The sequence below is a fragment of the Corynebacterium camporealensis genome (genome assembly GCF_000980815.1).
GTDB classification, from domain to species: Bacteria; Actinomycetota; Actinomycetes; order Mycobacteriales; family Mycobacteriaceae; genus Corynebacterium; species Corynebacterium camporealense.
Map to the genome: position 1 here is coordinate 122,882 of NZ_CP011311.1, position 16,583 is coordinate 139,464.

At 58.8% G+C, this 16,583-nt stretch carries 17 protein-coding genes and 2 tRNA genes; 13 read left to right on the forward strand and 6 right to left on the reverse strand.

Annotation, left to right across the window (positions count from 1 at the left end):
- Window positions 1-2 precede the first annotated feature (2 nt).
- From UL81_RS00630 to UL81_RS00645, 4 genes are read right to left on the reverse strand one after another with little or no spacing between them, the layout of a single operon-like run.
- Window positions 3-1,025: a ThiF family adenylyltransferase gene (locus tag UL81_RS00630; protein ID WP_035106021.1), complete on the reverse strand. Its 1,023-nt coding sequence runs from the start codon at window positions 1,023-1,025 to the stop codon at window positions 3-5.
- Window positions 1,022-1,477, reverse strand: a complete 456-nt coding sequence (locus UL81_RS00635) for a molybdenum cofactor biosynthesis protein MoaE (protein WP_035106019.1) — start codon at window positions 1,475-1,477, stop codon at window positions 1,022-1,024. Before UL81_RS00635 ends, UL81_RS00630 begins: the two co-directional genes overlap by 4 nt.
- Window positions 1,467-1,946, reverse strand: coding sequence for a MogA/MoaB family molybdenum cofactor biosynthesis protein (locus tag UL81_RS00640; RefSeq protein ID WP_046453134.1), 480 nt, complete (start codon window positions 1,944-1,946; stop codon window positions 1,467-1,469). The genes UL81_RS00635 and UL81_RS00640 overlap by 11 nt, the downstream gene beginning before the upstream one ends.
- A 9-nt stretch (window positions 1,947-1,955) precedes the next feature.
- Window positions 1,956-3,110 carry a molybdopterin molybdotransferase MoeA gene (locus UL81_RS00645; protein WP_035106017.1) on the reverse strand — a complete coding sequence of 385 codons (1,155 nt, stop codon included), beginning with the start codon at window positions 3,108-3,110 and terminating at the stop codon, window positions 1,956-1,958.
- Between the two features lie 62 nt (window positions 3,111-3,172).
- Between UL81_RS00645 and UL81_RS00650 the strand changes: the two genes are divergently transcribed.
- Window positions 3,173-3,433 (forward strand): MoaD/ThiS family protein, encoded by a 261-nt coding sequence (locus UL81_RS00650; RefSeq protein WP_035106015.1) that lies wholly within the window; start codon window positions 3,173-3,175, stop codon window positions 3,431-3,433.
- Here the strand turns inward: UL81_RS00650 and hisC are convergent.
- The gene (hisC, locus tag UL81_RS00655; protein ID WP_035106013.1) at window positions 3,430-4,476 is read right to left on the reverse strand and encodes a histidinol-phosphate transaminase; all 1,047 of its coding nucleotides are present in this window, start codon (window positions 4,474-4,476) and stop codon (window positions 3,430-3,432) included. The two genes, UL81_RS00650 and hisC, sit on opposite strands and share 4 nt — an antisense overlap.
- Window positions 4,477-4,623: 147 nt before the next feature.
- Here hisC and UL81_RS00660 point away from each other — a divergent pair.
- From UL81_RS00660 to UL81_RS00710, 10 genes are all read left to right on the forward strand, one after another.
- Window positions 4,624-4,712: transfer RNA gene (locus UL81_RS00660), tRNA-Ser, on the forward strand.
- A 611-nt stretch (window positions 4,713-5,323) separates the two neighbouring features.
- On the forward strand, window positions 5,324-6,661 hold the full coding sequence (locus tag UL81_RS00665; protein WP_035106011.1) for an SLC5/6 family protein: 1,338 nt from the start codon (window positions 5,324-5,326) through the stop codon (window positions 6,659-6,661).
- 52 nt (window positions 6,662-6,713) lie between these two features.
- Entirely contained in the window at window positions 6,714-8,114 is a 1,401-nt protein-coding gene (locus UL81_RS00670; protein ID WP_035106009.1) for an L-serine ammonia-lyase, read from the forward strand.
- 97 nt (window positions 8,115-8,211) lie between these two features.
- Window positions 8,212-8,973 carry a helix-turn-helix transcriptional regulator gene (locus tag UL81_RS00675; RefSeq protein ID WP_035106007.1) on the forward strand — a complete coding sequence of 254 codons (762 nt, stop codon included), beginning with the start codon at window positions 8,212-8,214 and terminating at the stop codon, window positions 8,971-8,973.
- Window positions 8,974-9,049: 76 nt separating this feature from the next.
- The gene (locus UL81_RS00680; protein ID WP_035106005.1) at window positions 9,050-9,406 is read left to right on the forward strand and encodes a YidH family protein; all 357 of its coding nucleotides are present in this window, start codon (window positions 9,050-9,052) and stop codon (window positions 9,404-9,406) included.
- On the forward strand, window positions 9,399-9,707 hold the full coding sequence (locus UL81_RS00685; RefSeq protein WP_035106003.1) for a DUF202 domain-containing protein: 309 nt from the start codon (window positions 9,399-9,401) through the stop codon (window positions 9,705-9,707). The genes UL81_RS00680 and UL81_RS00685 overlap by 8 nt, the downstream gene beginning before the upstream one ends.
- A gap of 35 nt (window positions 9,708-9,742) precedes the next feature.
- Window positions 9,743-11,134, forward strand: a complete 1,392-nt coding sequence (gene mgtE / locus UL81_RS00690; RefSeq protein ID WP_035106001.1) for a magnesium transporter — start codon at window positions 9,743-9,745, stop codon at window positions 11,132-11,134.
- Between the two features lie 259 nt (window positions 11,135-11,393).
- Window positions 11,394-12,968: an SLC13 family permease gene (locus tag UL81_RS00695; RefSeq protein WP_046453135.1), complete on the forward strand. Its 1,575-nt coding sequence runs from the start codon at window positions 11,394-11,396 to the stop codon at window positions 12,966-12,968.
- Window positions 12,969-13,188: 220 nt separating this feature from the next.
- Window positions 13,189-13,261: transfer RNA gene (locus tag UL81_RS00700), tRNA-Arg, on the forward strand.
- A 1,126-nt stretch (window positions 13,262-14,387) separates the two neighbouring features.
- Complete coding sequence (locus UL81_RS00710; RefSeq protein ID WP_035105998.1) at window positions 14,388-14,579, forward strand: hypothetical protein; 192 nt, start codon at window positions 14,388-14,390, stop codon at window positions 14,577-14,579.
- On the opposite strand, the gene UL81_RS00715 is transcribed toward UL81_RS00710, so the two are convergent.
- Entirely contained in the window at window positions 14,576-15,604 is a 1,029-nt protein-coding gene (locus tag UL81_RS00715) for a prephenate dehydrogenase (RefSeq protein WP_046453136.1), read from the reverse strand. The two genes, UL81_RS00710 and UL81_RS00715, sit on opposite strands and share 4 nt — an antisense overlap.
- Before the next feature lie 39 nt (window positions 15,605-15,643).
- On the opposite strand from UL81_RS00715, the gene UL81_RS00720 reads away from it, so the two are divergent.
- Together UL81_RS00720 and UL81_RS00725 are read left to right on the forward strand one after the other, a co-directional pair.
- Window positions 15,644-16,123 (forward strand): tRNA adenosine deaminase-associated protein, encoded by a 480-nt coding sequence (locus tag UL81_RS00720; protein ID WP_035105997.1) that lies wholly within the window; start codon window positions 15,644-15,646, stop codon window positions 16,121-16,123.
- A 25-nt stretch (window positions 16,124-16,148) separates the two neighbouring features.
- Window positions 16,149-16,580 (forward strand): nucleoside deaminase, encoded by a 432-nt coding sequence (locus tag UL81_RS00725; RefSeq protein WP_035106195.1) that lies wholly within the window; start codon window positions 16,149-16,151, stop codon window positions 16,578-16,580.
- The last annotated feature ends 3 nt before the right edge of the window (window positions 16,581-16,583 follow it).

Genomic DNA, 16,583 nt, shown 5'->3' on the forward strand with positions numbered 1-16,583 from the left:
TTTTAAGCGTCGTCCTGTAGGGCGGCGCTTTCTTCTTGCCAGGCTTGAATTCCGCCACGCAAGGATACTACGTGCTTGTAGCCGCGCTCGCGAAGTACGGCGACGGCTTGCGCGGAGCGAATACCGGAGGCACAGTAGATGACTGCTTGCTCATCTTGGTTGAGATGCTCCGGGTTCTTACCGGCTAAGAGCTCATCGAGGGGGAGGTGCTCATCGTCGGGGATGGTTGCTTGTTCGCGTTCTTCGGCGGTGCGGACGTCGATGATAGGGGTGTTAGCAGGAAGAGAACGCACTTCGGGAGCATCGTCCGGTTGCTGGGGAACGTGGCCGCCAGCGCGCAGTGGGATGTACTCCCAGGTGCCGCTGAGGGCATCGAAGTAGCCGAGCTTGCCTACCAGTGGAGTGCCGGTACCGGTGATGATTTTGAGTGCTTCCAGTGCCATCGCAGAACCCACGGTGCCGACCACGGGGCCGAGTACGCCGGATTGGGCACACGAGGGTACAGCACCAGGAGCGGGCATGGTGGGGAAGACGTCCTCGTAAACCGGTCCGTGACCAGACCAAAAGACTGACAGCTGTGCTTCGAATCCCAGGATGGAACCCCAGACGTGTGGGATGCCGAGTTCGTGGGCAGCCCAGGAAGAAAGGTAGCGGGTAGGGAAGTTATCGGCACCATCGAGGATGACCTGGGCGCCCTCGAGTTGCTTCAGCGCAGTGGCGGACTCCAGGCGAGCGTGGGTAATGACCTCAACTTCGGGGTTGAGTGCGCGCAGGGTGGCCTGCGCAGAGTCGGTCTTTAATTGTCCGATGGTGTCGGTGCTGTGGATGACCTGGCGTTGCAGATTGGACAGGGAGACGCGGTCGTCATCGAAAAGCAGGATGCGTCCGACACCGGCGGCAGCAAGATAGGCCAACGCAGGGGAGCCTAGGCCGCCGGCACCGATGACGGCGACGGTGGCATCGGAAAGCTTCTGCTGGCCTTCGTCGCCCCAGAGGGCTTCCTGGCGGGCGTAACGAGTGCTCATTCCAGACCCACCCAGGTGGCGTTGCCGTCATTGAATTGCTGCTCTTTCCAGATAGGTACTTCGGCTTTGACGCGATCGGCAAGGGTGGAGGCGGCATCGAAAGCAGCCTGGCGGTGGGCGGAGGCAGCCAGGACGATGAAGGCGGCATCGCCAACCTGCAGATCACCGATGCGGTGTGCGCACCACAGGCGTACATCCGGGTGGTCTTTGAGGACTTCTTCAGCGACTTCCTGGATGCGCTGCGGGGCGCTGGGGTGGCAGGTGTAGGTGAGCAGTTCCACGCCACCGTGGCCGCCGTCGTGGTTGCGCACGATGCCATCGAAACGCACTACTGCACCCATGGTTGGGGTGGAGATATCTGGAGCCTGGAGGGGCTGGTTGCTGATCTCTGCACCGAGCAGGACGCCGGTGTCTTGGGCGACGTAGCTCGGGTCGGCAGGGTTAGTGCTCATTGCGTCCTTCCAACGTTGCAATCAGGTGCTGCAGTACTGGTGCAAGTACCGTGCAGCCGTCCTTGGCAGCGCCCGTGGAACCGGGAAGCGCCATGGCAAAGGTATGGTCATTGACCCCGGCGATGCTACGCGAGAGCATCGCGGTGGGTAGCCCTGCCCCCTGTTGATAGAAGGCCTGGACTATTCCGGGAAGCTGCCGGGGAATATGTTCTATGACTGACTCTACCGTCCTATCGTCCGGGCTAACCCCTGTGCCACCCGAGGTGAGAATGACAGAGGGGCGCTCGGCGAAGGCTTGGTCAACGGCGGCGTCGATGTCGGCATCGGGTACGACGCGGGGATCGTTGGTCTCGAAGCCTTGTTCGCGCAGGAAATCCACGAGGATAGGGCCGGAGCGGTCGTCGTATTCACCTGCGGCAGCGCGGGTAGACGCCACGATGACGATGGCGCGGCGGTGTGGTTGGGTCATAGAGGTTCCTTAGAAGGGGTGGACTTCGACGTCGTCGCCGGCGTTGAGGCGGCTATCGGCAGGAATGCGGACGAGGCCGTTGGCTTCGATGGCCTGGGCGAGTAGGTGCGAGCCGGCACCGCCGACGAGCTGGGCGCGGGGGATGCCTGCGGAATCGTGGTAGAGCACTGCCCGGCGGAATTGTTCCTTGCCTTCGAGGCCTTCGACTGCCGCGGTGACGTGCGAGAGGTAGGGCTTAGGCACTGTGCCGAGAATCGGTGCCACGTACAGGCGGAAGCTAACCAGCGTGGAGACCGGATTACCCGGGAGTGCGATGACTGGCACGCCCAAGTAAGAGGACAACCCCTGCGGTCCACCGGGCTGCTGGGCAACGTGGCCGAACCAGCCGTGTTCGTTAAAGACCTGGCGAACGACCTCAAACTTGCCGTGGCTAATGCCGCCGGCGGAGACAATGGCGTCGGGGCGGTGTTCGGCGATGGCTTGCTCGACATCCCGGCGTAAAACTTCCGGATCGTCGTTGGTACGCAGGAATCCTGCGACCTCGATGCCGTAGTCCTTGCAGAGTGCCGCCAGCAGCGGACCGTTGGAATCTGGGATTTGTGCAGGACCGTCGCCGCCAATCTCCGAGCCGCCGGTAAGAATCAGAATGCGCGCCGGGGCTTGGATTTCTACTTCTTTCAGGCCCTGTGCTGCGAGCGTGCCAATCGCCGCTGGGTTCAGACGCGCGCCTTTTTCAATGAGTACGGTTCCTTGCTTGATGTCGGAGCCTTGTTCGCGAATGAACTGGCCTTTCGAGCAGGCAGGTACTTGGACCTCTTCGCCTTCGTTGGCGAAATGCTCGGGCTGGGAGTGTTCTACCGGAACGATGGCTGCGGTGTTCTCTGGTACGCGGGCGCCGGTCATGATGGGAACGGCGACGTTGTCGGTGAGTGCTGGGGCATCGACTCCTGCGGCAATGGTTTTGCCGACCGTGAAAGTGCCACCCTGAGCGTGGGGGAGGGCGTAGCCGTCCATCTGTGAGTTAGGAAAACGCGGCATATCCCATTGGGCAGTGAGAGTATCTGCGATGGCTAGGCCGACAGCCTGGGTAAGCGGGAGCGTTACCACCCGTGGGGTGGGGAAAGCCGCTTCGACGGCAGCGAGGTGTGCTTCGTAGGTGCGCATGGATGCTCCTTTAGACAGCGAGTAACTGCCATTTTAAGGATCACACTGGCATAGTGGGGAACATGCTTGACGTCCACTACTTTGCCGCCGCCCGCCAGGCCGCAGGCACCGCTGCTGAGCAGGTTTTTGCCCCGGCGACACTTCGCGACCTGGTTGCTGAATTAGGCGATGCCCATGCCGGTACTACTGCCGCGGGCATGCCCTTAGCGGACGTATTGGAGCGCTGTTCCTTCCTGCTGGACGGGCAGGGCACCGACGACTTGGATGCCTCCTTGGAAGGCATTAGCCGTGTTGATGTCCTGCCGCCTTTCGCAGGTGGTTAAGCCACAACTTTGCGCCAGGCCTTAAGGAAGGTCTGGGTTTCTTCTTCCGTGGTGGCCGTGATGCGAATGCCTTCGCTGAAGGCACGTACCACGACGCCATTCTCAGTCAGGCGCTCTGCAATTTCTTGCGGAGTGCCCTGGTCAGCGATGTTTTCTGCCGGAACCCAAATGAGATTCGCCTCGGAGTGCGGAACACCGTAAGCGGCAAGTTCCTTCTCCAGAACGTCGCGCTGTTCTTGGGTTTCTTCGACGCGCTTCTGCAGTTCGTTTTGGTCCTGCAGGCTGGCAATCGCTGCGGACTGGGCAAGCGCGCTGGCGGAGAACGGAATCGATACCTTGTCGATAGCCTCAATGAGCAGCGGGTTACCGAATGCGTAACCCATGCGCGCACCCGCAAGACCATAAGCCTTGGAGAACGTGCGCAGACCAACAATGTTCGGACGATCCAGGTAATCCGTAGCTACCGGAGTATCCGCTGCGTTGTTGTACTCGTAGTAAGCCTCATCCAATGCAATGACGACATCCTGCGGCACAGCATCGAGGAACTCTTCGAACTCCGCACGGGTCACCGTCGAACCAGTCGGGTTATTCGGATTGCACACGAAGATGAGACGAGTCTTGTCCGTAACGGCATCTGCCATCGCCTTCAGGTCCACACCGTGCTCACCAGTCAGCGGAATCTGCACCGGGGTCGCACCGACAACCTGCACGAAGATGGGGTAGGCCTCAAAGGAACGCCACGGGAAGATAACTTCCTCACCAGGCTTCGCAGTAGCCAGCACTAACTGCTGGCACAGTGCTGAGGAACCAGTACCCACAGCAATCTGCTCGCTGCCCAGCTGCAAGTGCTTTGCCAGCGCATCCTTCAAATCCACCGCTGCCATATCCGGATAGCGGTTGGCACCCTGTGCTGCTTGCTGCATGGCCTCCACGGCCGCCGGGAGGGGCGGGTGCGTGGACTCATTCGAAGACAGCTTGACGGCGTCTGGATTACGCGCGCCGGGTTTATAAGAAGGAATAGCCTGAAGATCGGAGCGAATCATGCTTCTACCTTAGGGCTTGTGCCCATCGCGCGTGGTGACTTGGCGCGCTCTTTACTCTGCTCGGCAGTCCGGCCTTAACTGGAGCCCGAAATTTTTGTCTGCTGGAGTGCGTCAGGTAGAGTCTTTTACGTCCTTTCATAGGACGCTGGAGACGTGCCAGAGCGGCCGAATGGGGCTCCCTGCTAAGGAGTTGACTTGCTTGCGCAGGTCCGGAGGTTCAAATCCTCTCGTCTCCGCCGCACAGAAACCTCAGGTAATAAACTGCCTGAGGTTTCTTCATGTTTTCCCATTTCAAGGGTTGTGGTGCAGTACTTCTCGTGGAGGCTGTTCGGGTGGGGCAGACACACTTTCTTTACTTAAGCGCCCTTGACTCAAGGTGGATTGGTCAAAGTTAGGTCAAACCTCGGGTTCCTGGCTTTGTCGCTGGGGTGTGAACCCGTCATGAGAGCCGTTGCAAATCGCGGCAGTGGGGTGATTATTAGGCTGCGACGCGGTCGCAGCGGGGGTAGTGGGGAAGTGGTGTCGGGGTGTGGGATCGGGCCCGTTTTTCGTTTGGTGATAAAAAGCTATTATCAAGTACGCGCACCATACGGGCCTGTGGAGGGTTGCGTACCGAACGTCCTATTAGTATTTCTGGGGTCTACCTGCAGGTTTAGCGGGGTTAGGGCAAAGTGACATGTGTCATTATTGTTGAACAATTATGAAGCAAAACGCTAAAGTTTAATTATCGCGATAAAAAGTTATCTCACAACCGAGAGGTTGAGAGTCAAGGATTTTTCAGCGGAGCGCACCCCAGCGAAACGCTGAAACGGGTAATAGCCACTAAGGGCTAAGAAAGACGATTCGCATGTCACACACCATTGAGCCAGCCGCCTCACAATCCCGGCTCGCACAAACTTCGCAACATACTGCTTCTGATCACCCTGAAAACTTTCCAAAGTGGAACAAGTCCGACATGGTTTGGGCCCTGAGCCTCTTTGGAACCGCCATCGGTGCCGGCGTTCTCTTCCTCCCCATCAACGCCGGTATCGGCGGCATCATCCCGATCCTGGTCATGGCAGTCATCGCACTGCCAATGGCCTACTGGGCACACCGCGGCCTTGCCCGCTTCGTTCTGTCCGGTTCTGACCCGGAAGGCGACCTGACTGTTGTCGTCGAGGAGCACTTCGGCCCAAAGGCCGGTGCCGTGATGACGGTGCTGTACTTCCTGTCCGTCTATCCGATTCTGCTGGTCTATTCAGTGACCATCACCAACACCGTTAACTCCTTCCTGGAGAACCAGCTCGGTGTTGAACCGTGGCCGCGCTGGCTGATGTCCCTGCTGCTCGTCGGCGGTCTGATTGCCGTGGTCAGCTTGGGTCAGCAAGTCGTCGTCAACGTCATGAGTGTCCTGGTCTTCCCGTTCATCGCCGTTCTGGTGGGCCTGTCCCTGGTACTGATTCCGCGCTGGAACACCGCACTGTTCACCACTTTCGACCCTGAGGTTGCCGCTGAAGCTTCCGGCCAGTCGATTGCACTGACCCTGCTGCTGCTCATCCCGGTTGTGGTCTTCTCCTTCAACCACTCGCCAATCATTTCCTCCTTCGCAGTGGACAGCCGTCAGAAGTATGGTGCTTGGGCTGACAAGAAGACCGGCCAGATTCTCCTGGTTGCTGAGTCGCTCATGGTCATCGTCGTGATGTTCTTCATCCTCTCGACTGCACTGTCGCTGAGCCCGGCCGACCTGGCCGCCGCCAAGGAACAAAACATCACCATCCTGTCCTACCTGGCCAACCACTTCGACTCCCCGCTGATTCAGTGGGTAGCACCGATTGTCGCCATCATCGCTGTCGCCAAGTCCTTCCTCGGCCACTACCTGGGCGCTGCTGAAGGCTTCGAAGGCATCGTCGTGAAGTCCTCTAAGGGCAAGCTCGACCGCAACAAGGCTCTCGCACTCGGCACCCTGGCCTTCATGCTGATTTCTGCTTGGCTGGTCGCCTGGGCTGACCCATCCATCCTGGGCATGATTGAGACCATGTGTGGTCCGACCATCGCCATCATCTTGTTCATCATGCCAATGGTCGCCATCATGAAGGTCCCGGCACTGAAGAAGTACCGCGGCCACCTGTCCAATTACTTCACCCTGGGCATCGGCATCATCGCCTTCGGCACCATCTTCTACAACATCATCCAGTTGTTTGTCTAAGACAAACAACGTTCAAAGAAGTTCGAACTTTCAGTAGAAAAGGAAAAAGACGATGTACGTCAGCGTTACCGACATGTTCAAGATTGGTATCGGCCCCTCCTCCTCACACACACTTGGCCCGATGAAGGCTGGACTGGCATTCATTGATGAGCTCGAAGCTTTAGGCCGCATGAGCGAAGTCACTGATATTCGCGTCAAGCTCTATGGCTCGTTGTCCTTAACGGGTAAGGGCCATGCCACCGACCAGGCAGTCACGCTGGGTCTGGCGGGATTCCAGCCAGAAACCGTGGATATTGATATGTATCCGCTGTTCTTGGCCAAGGTCAATGAGACTGGCCGCCTGCCTATCGCCAATGGCAAGCACACGGTGAACTTCCCCGAAGACGAAGCGATTTTGTTCAACCGGGATTCGCTGCCACTGCACGAAAATGGCATGACCATTACCGCCTACAAAGGTCAGCGCTACATTCTGAGCAAGACCTACTACTCCATTGGTGGTGGCTTCATCACTGATGAAGAGCACTTCGGCAAAGACTCCGACGAAGTCATCGAGGTCCCCTTCGACTTCGAGACCGCAGAAGAGCTCATGGAGATTTGCGAACGCGAGCACATGAGTATCCTGGAGGTTATCTGGGAAAACGAAAAGGCCCTGCGCCCAGAAGCGGAAACCCGTGCGCACCTGAAGAAGGTGTGGGACGTGATGAGTGAAGGCATCGAGCGTGGCTCGCATACCGAAGGTGTGCTGCCTGGTCCGATGCAGCTGCGCCGCCGCGCAGCGACCCTGCGTCAGCAGTTGGAAGAAAAAGACGGCACGTTCGACCTGCCCGTGATGAGCTGGCTGAACATGTACGCCCTGGCTGTTAACGAGGAAAACGCAGCAGGTGGTCGCGTGGTGACCTCCCCGACCAATGGTGCTTGCGGCATCCTCCCGGCAGTGCTTGCTTACTACGAGCGCTTCCATCGCATCCCGAAGGGTCAGCCCGAAGACACGATGCTTGATTACTTCCTGGCATGCTCTGCTATCGGCTCTTTGTACAAGAAGAACGCCTCCATCTCCGGAGCCGAAGTAGGTTGTCAGGGCGAGGTCGGCGTGGCCTGCTCCATGGCCGCCGGCGGCCTCGCACAACTCTTCGGTGGCACCCCAGCGCAGGTCTTCTCCGCAGCAGAGATTGCTATGGAGCACAAGCTCGGCCTGACCTGCGACCCGGTCGGTGGCCAGGTGCAGATTCCGTGCATCGAGCGCAACGCCGTGGGTGCTGTGGACTCCGTCAGTGCCGCCAACATGGCACTCCAGCGCGACTCCGAACCGTCGGTCAACTTCGACCAGGTTGTACAGACTATGTACTGCACCGGTCGCGATATGCGTGAGCGCTACCGTGAGACCTCCCTGGGTGGTCTTGCGCTCATCGTGAAGCCGCGCGTGGGCCAAAAGACCGCGTTGCCCTGCCACTAGTTGACACCTCACACAGATGCCCCGGGGAGTTGAGATGACATCAACCCCGGGGTATCTACTATTAGACAGAAATTTCTCCAAAGGAGGAGAATGTGCCATGCTAAAGAGTATGGAGAATGAACGAGCTACGGCGGCATCGTCCTCCAACCCCGTGGTGGAAAGCTACATTCCACTAGTGGAGTTCCTCGGCGCGGCTGTCGGCCCTAACTGCGAACTTGTGCTGCATGATTTGGATAATCCAGAGCAGTCCATCGTCGCTATTGCCAACGGACACATCAGCGGCCGCGTCGTCGGCGGGCCGGTGACTAACTTCGCGCTGTGGTTTATGCGCCAGGCCGAACAAACCCGCGTGCCCTCCCTGACTGGTTATAAATCCGTCAATAATCAGGGGCGCACCTGCCGTTCGTCGAGCTACTTCATTCGCGATGAGCACGGTGCCCTGCGCGGCATGCTGTGCATCAACGTCGATATGACTGACATCGTCAATATCCAAGAAGCCGTCGGCCACTTCCTCGGCGAGGACATGTCCTCGATGCCGGATAAGATGGACGCCTTCAAGCTCCCGCGCAATCCGCAGCCCACCCCGCGCCCGGAGGTCGAAGCAGCCCCTGCCGATGCTGACGCCGTCGAAGTCTTAGGCTCCAGCGTCAACGAGTTGCTCGACAACATGCTGGATTCCGCATTGAGCACCTGCGATATCCCGACTGATCGCATGCGGTCGAATGAGCGCATCGAAGTTGTTGCCGACCTAGAAGCCAATGGCTTCTTCCTGCTCAAAGGTGGAATCTCCGCCGCAGCGCATCGCCTAGGTGTTTCCGAGCCCACGATTTATCGCTACCTCGCACAAGTCCGCGGCTAATACCTTTTGCTCGCACCGCCACACAACCTTTCGCGTTGTACAGTGGCGGTGCATATTTATTTATAAGGAGGCACCGGTGGCTCGTTTCCCGCAGTCGGTCTATGGCCAGGGCGAAGAACCCGACGCGCGCTTTAGCCTGGCCAATGAGCGCACCTTCCTCGCTTGGATTCGCACCTCGCTGGCGCTGATTGCCGGCGGTGTGGCACTCGAAGCCTTCGACCTGCCGCTGCCTGCAACCCTGCGGGTGATTGTCTCCTCGCTGCTCCTTATTGCCGCCGCCTGCCTGCCCTTGGTCGCTTGGGCCCACTGGAAAGCTTCCGAGAAAGCCATGCGCACACGTCAGCCTTTGCCCTTCAATCGTGCATTGCCGCTGCTCGTGGGGCTGCTCACCGTGGTTGCTATCGCCTTGTTGATTGGCGGCTGGGTTGCCTAGTCAGCTCTTCGACCCCGGCCTCCAGCCCGAACGCACCCGGCTGTCCTGGCAGCGCACCGCACTCGCATTCATCCTGATTATGGTCACCGCGGCGCGCATCGTCGGCTTTTCGCTCACTGCCATCGGCATCCTGCTCGTCATCGTAGCCTGCTGGCTGGTGTGGGCAGTACGTCGTCGAGCAGTACTTATCGATGCCTCCCTCGCCCACACCCGTCCCTTACCCGGCGGGGGAGTACTGGCCGTGCTGGCGGGGTTAACCTCCGTGTTGGCGATCGGGATTGTCCTTGGGTTATACCTTTAGACTAAGTGGGCTAGCGCGAGGCAGAAAGGCAAGCCATGGCTGAGAACACGCAACCATTGGGAACGGCGTACACGATCGATGAGACCATCGAGCGACTCGAGCGCTGGCTTAAACAAGATGAGTCCATCGATCCAGATCAGGCTCCCGAGCTGCAGAACCTCCTGCGCCAGGTGCCGCTCAAGGACCTCATTGATGTTGTCGAGCGTCAAAATGCCATTCGTTCCGCGGTGGCGTTGCGCCTGTTGACGCGCACCAAGTCCATTCAGGTCTTCGATGCGCTTGACTCGCGCCAGCAGGCCGACATCATCGACGAGCTGGGCAATGCCGAAGTCTTTGAATTCTTCGACGGCCTCGAACCCGATGACCGCGTATCCTTGCTCGATGAGCTGCCCGCCGAAATCGCCGATCGCCTGCTGAGCTCCCTGAACGACTTCGAGCGCGACGTCACCGGCGTCGTGCTGGGCTACCCCAAAGGCTCGGTCGGTCGTCGCATGTCGCCGGAGGTTCCCGAAATCGTCGCCAGCATGAGCGTCGAAGAGGCCTTCCAGTACTTACACACCAAGGCCGACAATGTCGAGACCATTTATCTGCTGCCCGTTACGCGTGGCGATAGGCGACTGGTGGGCATCGTCAGCTTGCGGCAGCTGCTTAGGGCCGATGCTGAAGCCAAGGTCGAAGACATCATGCACGAGCCGATCTTCGCCTACTCGCATGACGATGCCGAGGAAACCGCTCGCTGGTTCCTGCCCCTCGACGAACTCGCCTTGCCCATCGTCGACGACTCCCGCCGCCTGGTCGGCCTGCTTACCTGGGACGACGCCGCCGACATTATTGAGGAAGAAGACACCGAGGACAGCGCGCGTGCTGGTGGTACTGAGGCGCTTCAGCAGCCGTACATGTCGACGCCGCTGCTGACCCTGGTGCGCAAGCGCATCGTGTGGCTGCTCGTGCTCGCCATTTCCGCACTGCTGACGGTGCAGGTCCTCGACGCCTTCGAAGAAACCCTGGCCGCCGCCGTGGTGCTATCTCTCTTTATTCCACTGCTGACCGGCACCGGCGGCAACACCGGCAACCAGGCTGCCACGACGGTCACCCGTGCACTCGCGCTTGGCGATGTCCGCGGCAAAGACATACTCCAAGTCATCTGGCGCGAACTGCGCGTCGGCATGCTGCTTGGCGCCGTCCTCGGCCTGCTTGGCCTGGGCTTAGCGACGCTGGTCTACGGCAGCGACATCGGCATCGTCATCGGTGCCACCCTCTTCTTGGTGTGTGCCATGTCCGCCACCGTCGGCGGCATGATGCCAATTCTGGCCAAGACCATCGGCGCAGACCCGGCCGTCTTTTCCAACCCCTTTATCTCTACCTTCTGCGACGCCACGGGTCTCATCATCTATTTCCTGATCGCAAAAACGGTGCTTGGCTTGTAGGAAAGTGTGGGATTCTGCATAGCGTGGGGTGGAGCTTTACACACCATATGCCGTAGTTTCCTGGGGGAAACGTACTTTTCTCCAGGGGGATGTCGGGGGTAGTCCTGTCCGAAACGTGTGGTTTCTGTGAATGTTGTTTTGTATGGTTCATGCATGCCCTGCGGTGATCTGAATAACTTTCAAACCACCACTTGATGCGCGCTATAGCGCTGTGTGAGGGCAGTGTGAAACCCCTACATTTGTGAAGGAGCGCGTGACTATGACTGTCCCGCACACTCATAAGTCGACTTCCCACACCGAAGGTGAAGACGACCTCGGCCCACAGACGCTGGAATGGCGTCGTCAAGCAATTGGCATCTTTGTCGGCCTGGCTCTTGCCGCTCTGGTGTTCTTCATTTTTCCGACTAATGCAGTAGAAACCGTTTTGCAGTCCACCGGTGCTGACCCGGAGGTTGAGTACTCTTACGACGCCCTGCGTGCGGTTGCCGCCATGACCATCCTCATGGGTGTTTGGTGGATGACCGAGGCCATTCCGCTGGCCGCGACCGCACTGTTGCCGCTGGTGGTCTTCCCACTGGCTGGCGTCGGCACTATCTCCGAAGTTGGTTCGCCGTACGCATCTGCAACCATCTTCCTGTTTATGGGCGGCTTCCTTATCGCCCTGGCACTGCAGCGATGGAATTTGCACCGCCGAATGGCTTTGGCCGTCGTTAAGCTCGTTGGCACCTCGCCCAAGCGCATCATCTTGGGCTTTATGCTGGCCACCGGCTTCCTGTCGATGTGGGTGTCGAACACCGCAACCGCCGTCGTGATGCTCCCGATTGGTACCTCCGTGCTGGCCCTGACCGCAGAAACCGTCGGCGGCATGAAGAACCAGAAGAAGTTCGCGACCGCCCTGATACTGGGTATCGCGTACTCTGCGTCCATCGGCTCCCTGGGTACCCTGATTGGTACCCCGCCAAACGCCCTGCTAAAGGGCTACATGGAGACCTCCCACGACATCGTCCTGGGCTTCGGTACCTGGATGATCGTGGCAATGCCGCTGGCTATCATCTTCCTGTTCATCGCCTGGTTCCTGCTGATTACCGTCTTCAAGCCAGAGATGACCGAAATCCCAGGTGGTCGTGAGCTCATCAACGACGAAATCAAGGCCATGGGCCCATGGACCGGTCCGCAGATCATCACCGGCATCATCTTCGTCGGCGCTGCTGTTTCCTGGGTTGCCATCCCGTTCTTCGTCAGCGACCAGTCCAACTACGACGACGCTATCGTCGGTATCGCTGCCGGCATCCTGCTGTTCCTGATTCCAGCTGACCCGAAGCACGGCACCCGCCTGCTCGACTGGAAGACCGCAAACGAAATGCCATGGGACGTGCTCCTGCTCTTCGGCGGCGGCCTCTCGCTGTCCGCAATGTTCAACGCTTCTGGTCTGTCCCTGTGGATTGGTGAGCAGGCCAAGGGCCTGGCCGCCCTGCCGATGATCCTGCTGATTGCCGCAGTTGCCCTGCTGGTGCTCTTCCTGACCGAGATCACCTCGAACACCGCAACCGCTGCGACCTTCCTGCCAATCATGGGCGGTGTCGCCGTTGGTATCGGCCTGACCGAGGCTTCCGAAATGAACGTCCTGCTGCTGACCATCCCGGTCGCACTGTCTGCAACCTGTGCGTTCATGCTGCCGGTCGCAACCCCGCCGAACGCTATTGCCTACGGCTCCGGCCACGTCAAGATTGGCGAGATGATCAAGGGGGGTATCTGGCTCAACATCATCTCAACCGTCCTGATTACCCTGACCGTTTACCTGCTGGCTATCCCAGTCTTCGGCCTGGTGGTCTAACGCCTAACTCGGTACACGCGCCCCTAACGCTGCACCACACTCGCCTCAAACCCCGCCTGGTTCCCACCACGCGGGGTTTCGGCCTTTCCAGGCGCTTTCTAACCACTTCATGAACACCCGCTAAAATCCACGTTAACCAGCGGATTTGGCAGATTCTTAGACGCTGGGTATAGTTACTTCTCGTTGCACAGCAAGCCGCACGGCAAGCACGCGACGGTTAGCGCCCGTAGCTCAACGGATAGAGCATCTGACTACGGATCAGAAGGTTGGGGGTTCGAATCCCTCCGGGCGCACAATACTCCCAGGTAGAAGCGAAATTCTATCTGGGATTTTTGCTGTTCGCGCCCCAAGTCAGCGAATAGCCGCCATTTATTAGAGCGCAGCACGGACAACGTGGTGCAGATACAGGAGAGGGCCTACAGGCGCCTTCCGTCCTGTAGACCCTTCCAACTCATGACGAGGGACCTTGTCCTCGCCTTCTGCGAACAAACCCGATATGAAGCCCTCCGATAAAGGAAGAGAAGCTAGCGATGTCCTAATGCTCCGCAAAACCCTTCTGAGATCGAAAAAATCTCCAGGAAACGGTTGGAAAACGACAGGGGTCTTTCTTCCTGGGTGGTTCTGGTGCGCTTGGGAAAGGAGCGCAAGGCCCACGCCACCGTGGACCGCGGAAGTCGCCACAAGGCCACACAACGCCGGAAAGCCGATTCCAAGGGAATGCGTCGACGATAGTTCACCCGAAATGGAGACCTTATAGCGATTGTCGGATGGATTGAGGCGGGCTAAACTCATTTGCGAAGGTGCCCCAAGCACTGTATTCCCTACGTTAGACGGTGTTAATTAAAAGAAGAACTTTCTAGAACATGGATATGGGTAGTAGCTCGTTCATCGCTCAAATTGGAATCGTTGTGATCGTTTGGGGCGCTTTGTACCGCTATAGGAAAACTACTTCCAGGTGGGTCTTTGTAGCAGCGATTGTGAGCACTTGCTTAGCCGCGCTTTTGGCCTTATCTACACCTTTAGGGCTAGCTGGTGGTCTTATCGATATTTTGTCTCTGGCCAACGTTTTCTTGAACATGTTCATCTTGTTGGCGGTCGGGCAGTCTCGTGTGCGACGTGAAGATGAGCTGTGCGTAGGGGAGCGGTGAACTTTGCTTTCGGAAAAGTGCGGGTTGAAACTTTCGAAATGTGCGGGTTAGAAATCCCGAAAAGTGCGGGTTTGGATTGAAAAACTGTTGTTAACCAGCGGTGACAGAAATTGGTGGTTGCGCATGATGGAAAGTGCTGCATGCACACTTTCTGGGGGTCAAAATGTCACGATGCGAGGGTTGCAGCGTAGTTTGCGTGGGGTTCGTGTTGCCTGATTTCACCCCCTTGCTAGCCTGAAGGGACTTCACACGCGCGAAAGGAAGGCCCGCAATGACTAAGCAGAAGGTGACGGCGGCGTTTATGGCTGGGCTGATTTTGGGCTTGGCGATGTGGCTGATTTCCGGCATGCTGTGGCTGCTGCCGGTCGGGATTGTCTGCGGTTTGATTGCGCTGCCGGTGCTGCGCGAATCCAATGATCCGGCGCGTCCGCGCAAGCGCCGGGATCAAAACTTCCGCGACTAGAAAATCTCTATCCGTCCACCGAGGGACTCAGATTGGCGTAACTGGGCGATCCAGGAGGGCGCGCCGGGGTGGAGGCGTAGGACTGGCCGTGAAGAAATCTTCAGCGGGGAGACGGATTCTTTACGTGCGCCGGAGCGTGCTTCGATGCGGGTGCGGGCGCGGTAGCCGGCATCGGCAAGCTCAGCAATGGAAGGCTTCTCAGCGGCTAAGGAGTCGCGGGCTTCCTGGAGGAGTTCCAGGGCCTCATCGAGAGCTTCTACCAGCGCAACAGAATTGGTCTCACACATCTGACGGACTAGTGCCGGGGCAGTGCCAGCCACGCGTGTGCCGTCCTTGAAGGAGCCGGCAGCGAGGGACTGGGCGAGGATGCCGCCGTTATCGCCGACGACGGCGAGGGTTTCCGCGAGTACGTGCGGCAGGTGAGAAATGCGCGCGACGGCAGCGTCGTGGTTAATCACGCGCACCGGAATGGCTTCCGCGCCGACCATCTGCGTCATGCGGGTGACATCGGCGAAGAGATCGACCCAGAACTGGTCAATCTTCTTACCCGCCGCTTCACATTCGGTGGCGTAGTCGTAGGTAATTGCCCAGGCAGCACGCTTAAAAAGGCCGGTCTGAGAGTGGTCCCAACCGGAATTCGCCGTACCGGCCATCGGGTGACCGCCAACATAGCGGTCTTCCATCCCGCGCTCGCGCACCTGGTCGCGGACTTCAGTCTTCACCGAGACAACGTCGGTAATGCCGCAGGTAGGGGCGTGTTCCTGAATGGAATCGAGGACCTCACCCACAGCTTTCATCGGCACGGCGAGAACCAGCATCGCGCCTTCTTCTTCAGCGCGGGCAAGCAGTTCCGGGAGATTGTCGCTGACGTCGTAGCCCTGCTTAATCGCTGTTCGGGCACCCGATGTGGAGTGGTTATAGCCATACACATCGTGCTTTTGGGCAGCTAGGTCGCGCAGCAGGGAGCCGCCAATCAAGCCGAGGCCGATAATACAAATGGGGCGTTGGACATCTCGAGAACTCACAGTGACAATTCTGGCACAACCCGACTACTCTCTCGAAGTATGAGCGAAAACACGTACTCTTTTGCGGTGACTGTTGCCCGTAATGAGGGGCAATGGCAGGTTCGTGAATACAACGATGACTTCGAAACAATCGATACCGCGATTGCTGCGGTGCGGTCGCTGCGTTCGGAGGGTGCAGCCTTTGCGCTGCTGTGCGTGGAGGATGAATATTTCGTTGCCGTGCGCCCGGTGCCCGACGGGGTGCGGTTGCTGATTTCGGATGCCACGTACGCGCTTGACGACGATTTCGCTGAAGACATCCTCGATACCGCCGACCTGGATTTCCCCGACGACGATGACGACGAGGATCCAGAGCCCTACGGCGACGGTGACTTCGATATCTTCGCTGACCTGGGCTTGAGCGAAGATCAGCTGGGCTACATCATCGACAACGACGAGGATTGGCCGTCGGATATGCTTCTGCGCATCGCCGGCGAGCTGGGCTTTGGCGACGAACTCGAGGACGTCATTGATCAGTGAGGGCCAAACCCGCGCCGAAGACCGCATGCGCCGGGCCTTGGAAGTCGCTGCGACCACTCCGGCAGGGGATGTGCCAGTAGGAGCAGTGCTTTACGATGCCCACGGCACCGAACTGGCCAGCGGCGTCAACCGGCGCGAAGAACTCCAAGACCCCACCGCCCATGCAGAAATTGAGGCAATCCGCGCCGCCGTCCAGGTCCACGGCGATGGATGGCGCCTGACTGGGTGTGAGCTCGTCGTCACGCTCGAGCCCTGCGCCATGTGTGCCGGGGCCCTGCAGGCAGCCCGCATCGGCAGCGTTGTCTTTGGCGCTTTCGAGCCCAAGACCGGTGCGTGCGGCTCGCTTGTCGATGTCCTCCGCGCCCCTGGCGCATTGTATATCCCCGAAGTTCGCGCCGGAATACTCGAAGGAGATTGCCAGGCGTTGTTGAGAAATTTTTTCAACACGTTGCGCTGAATC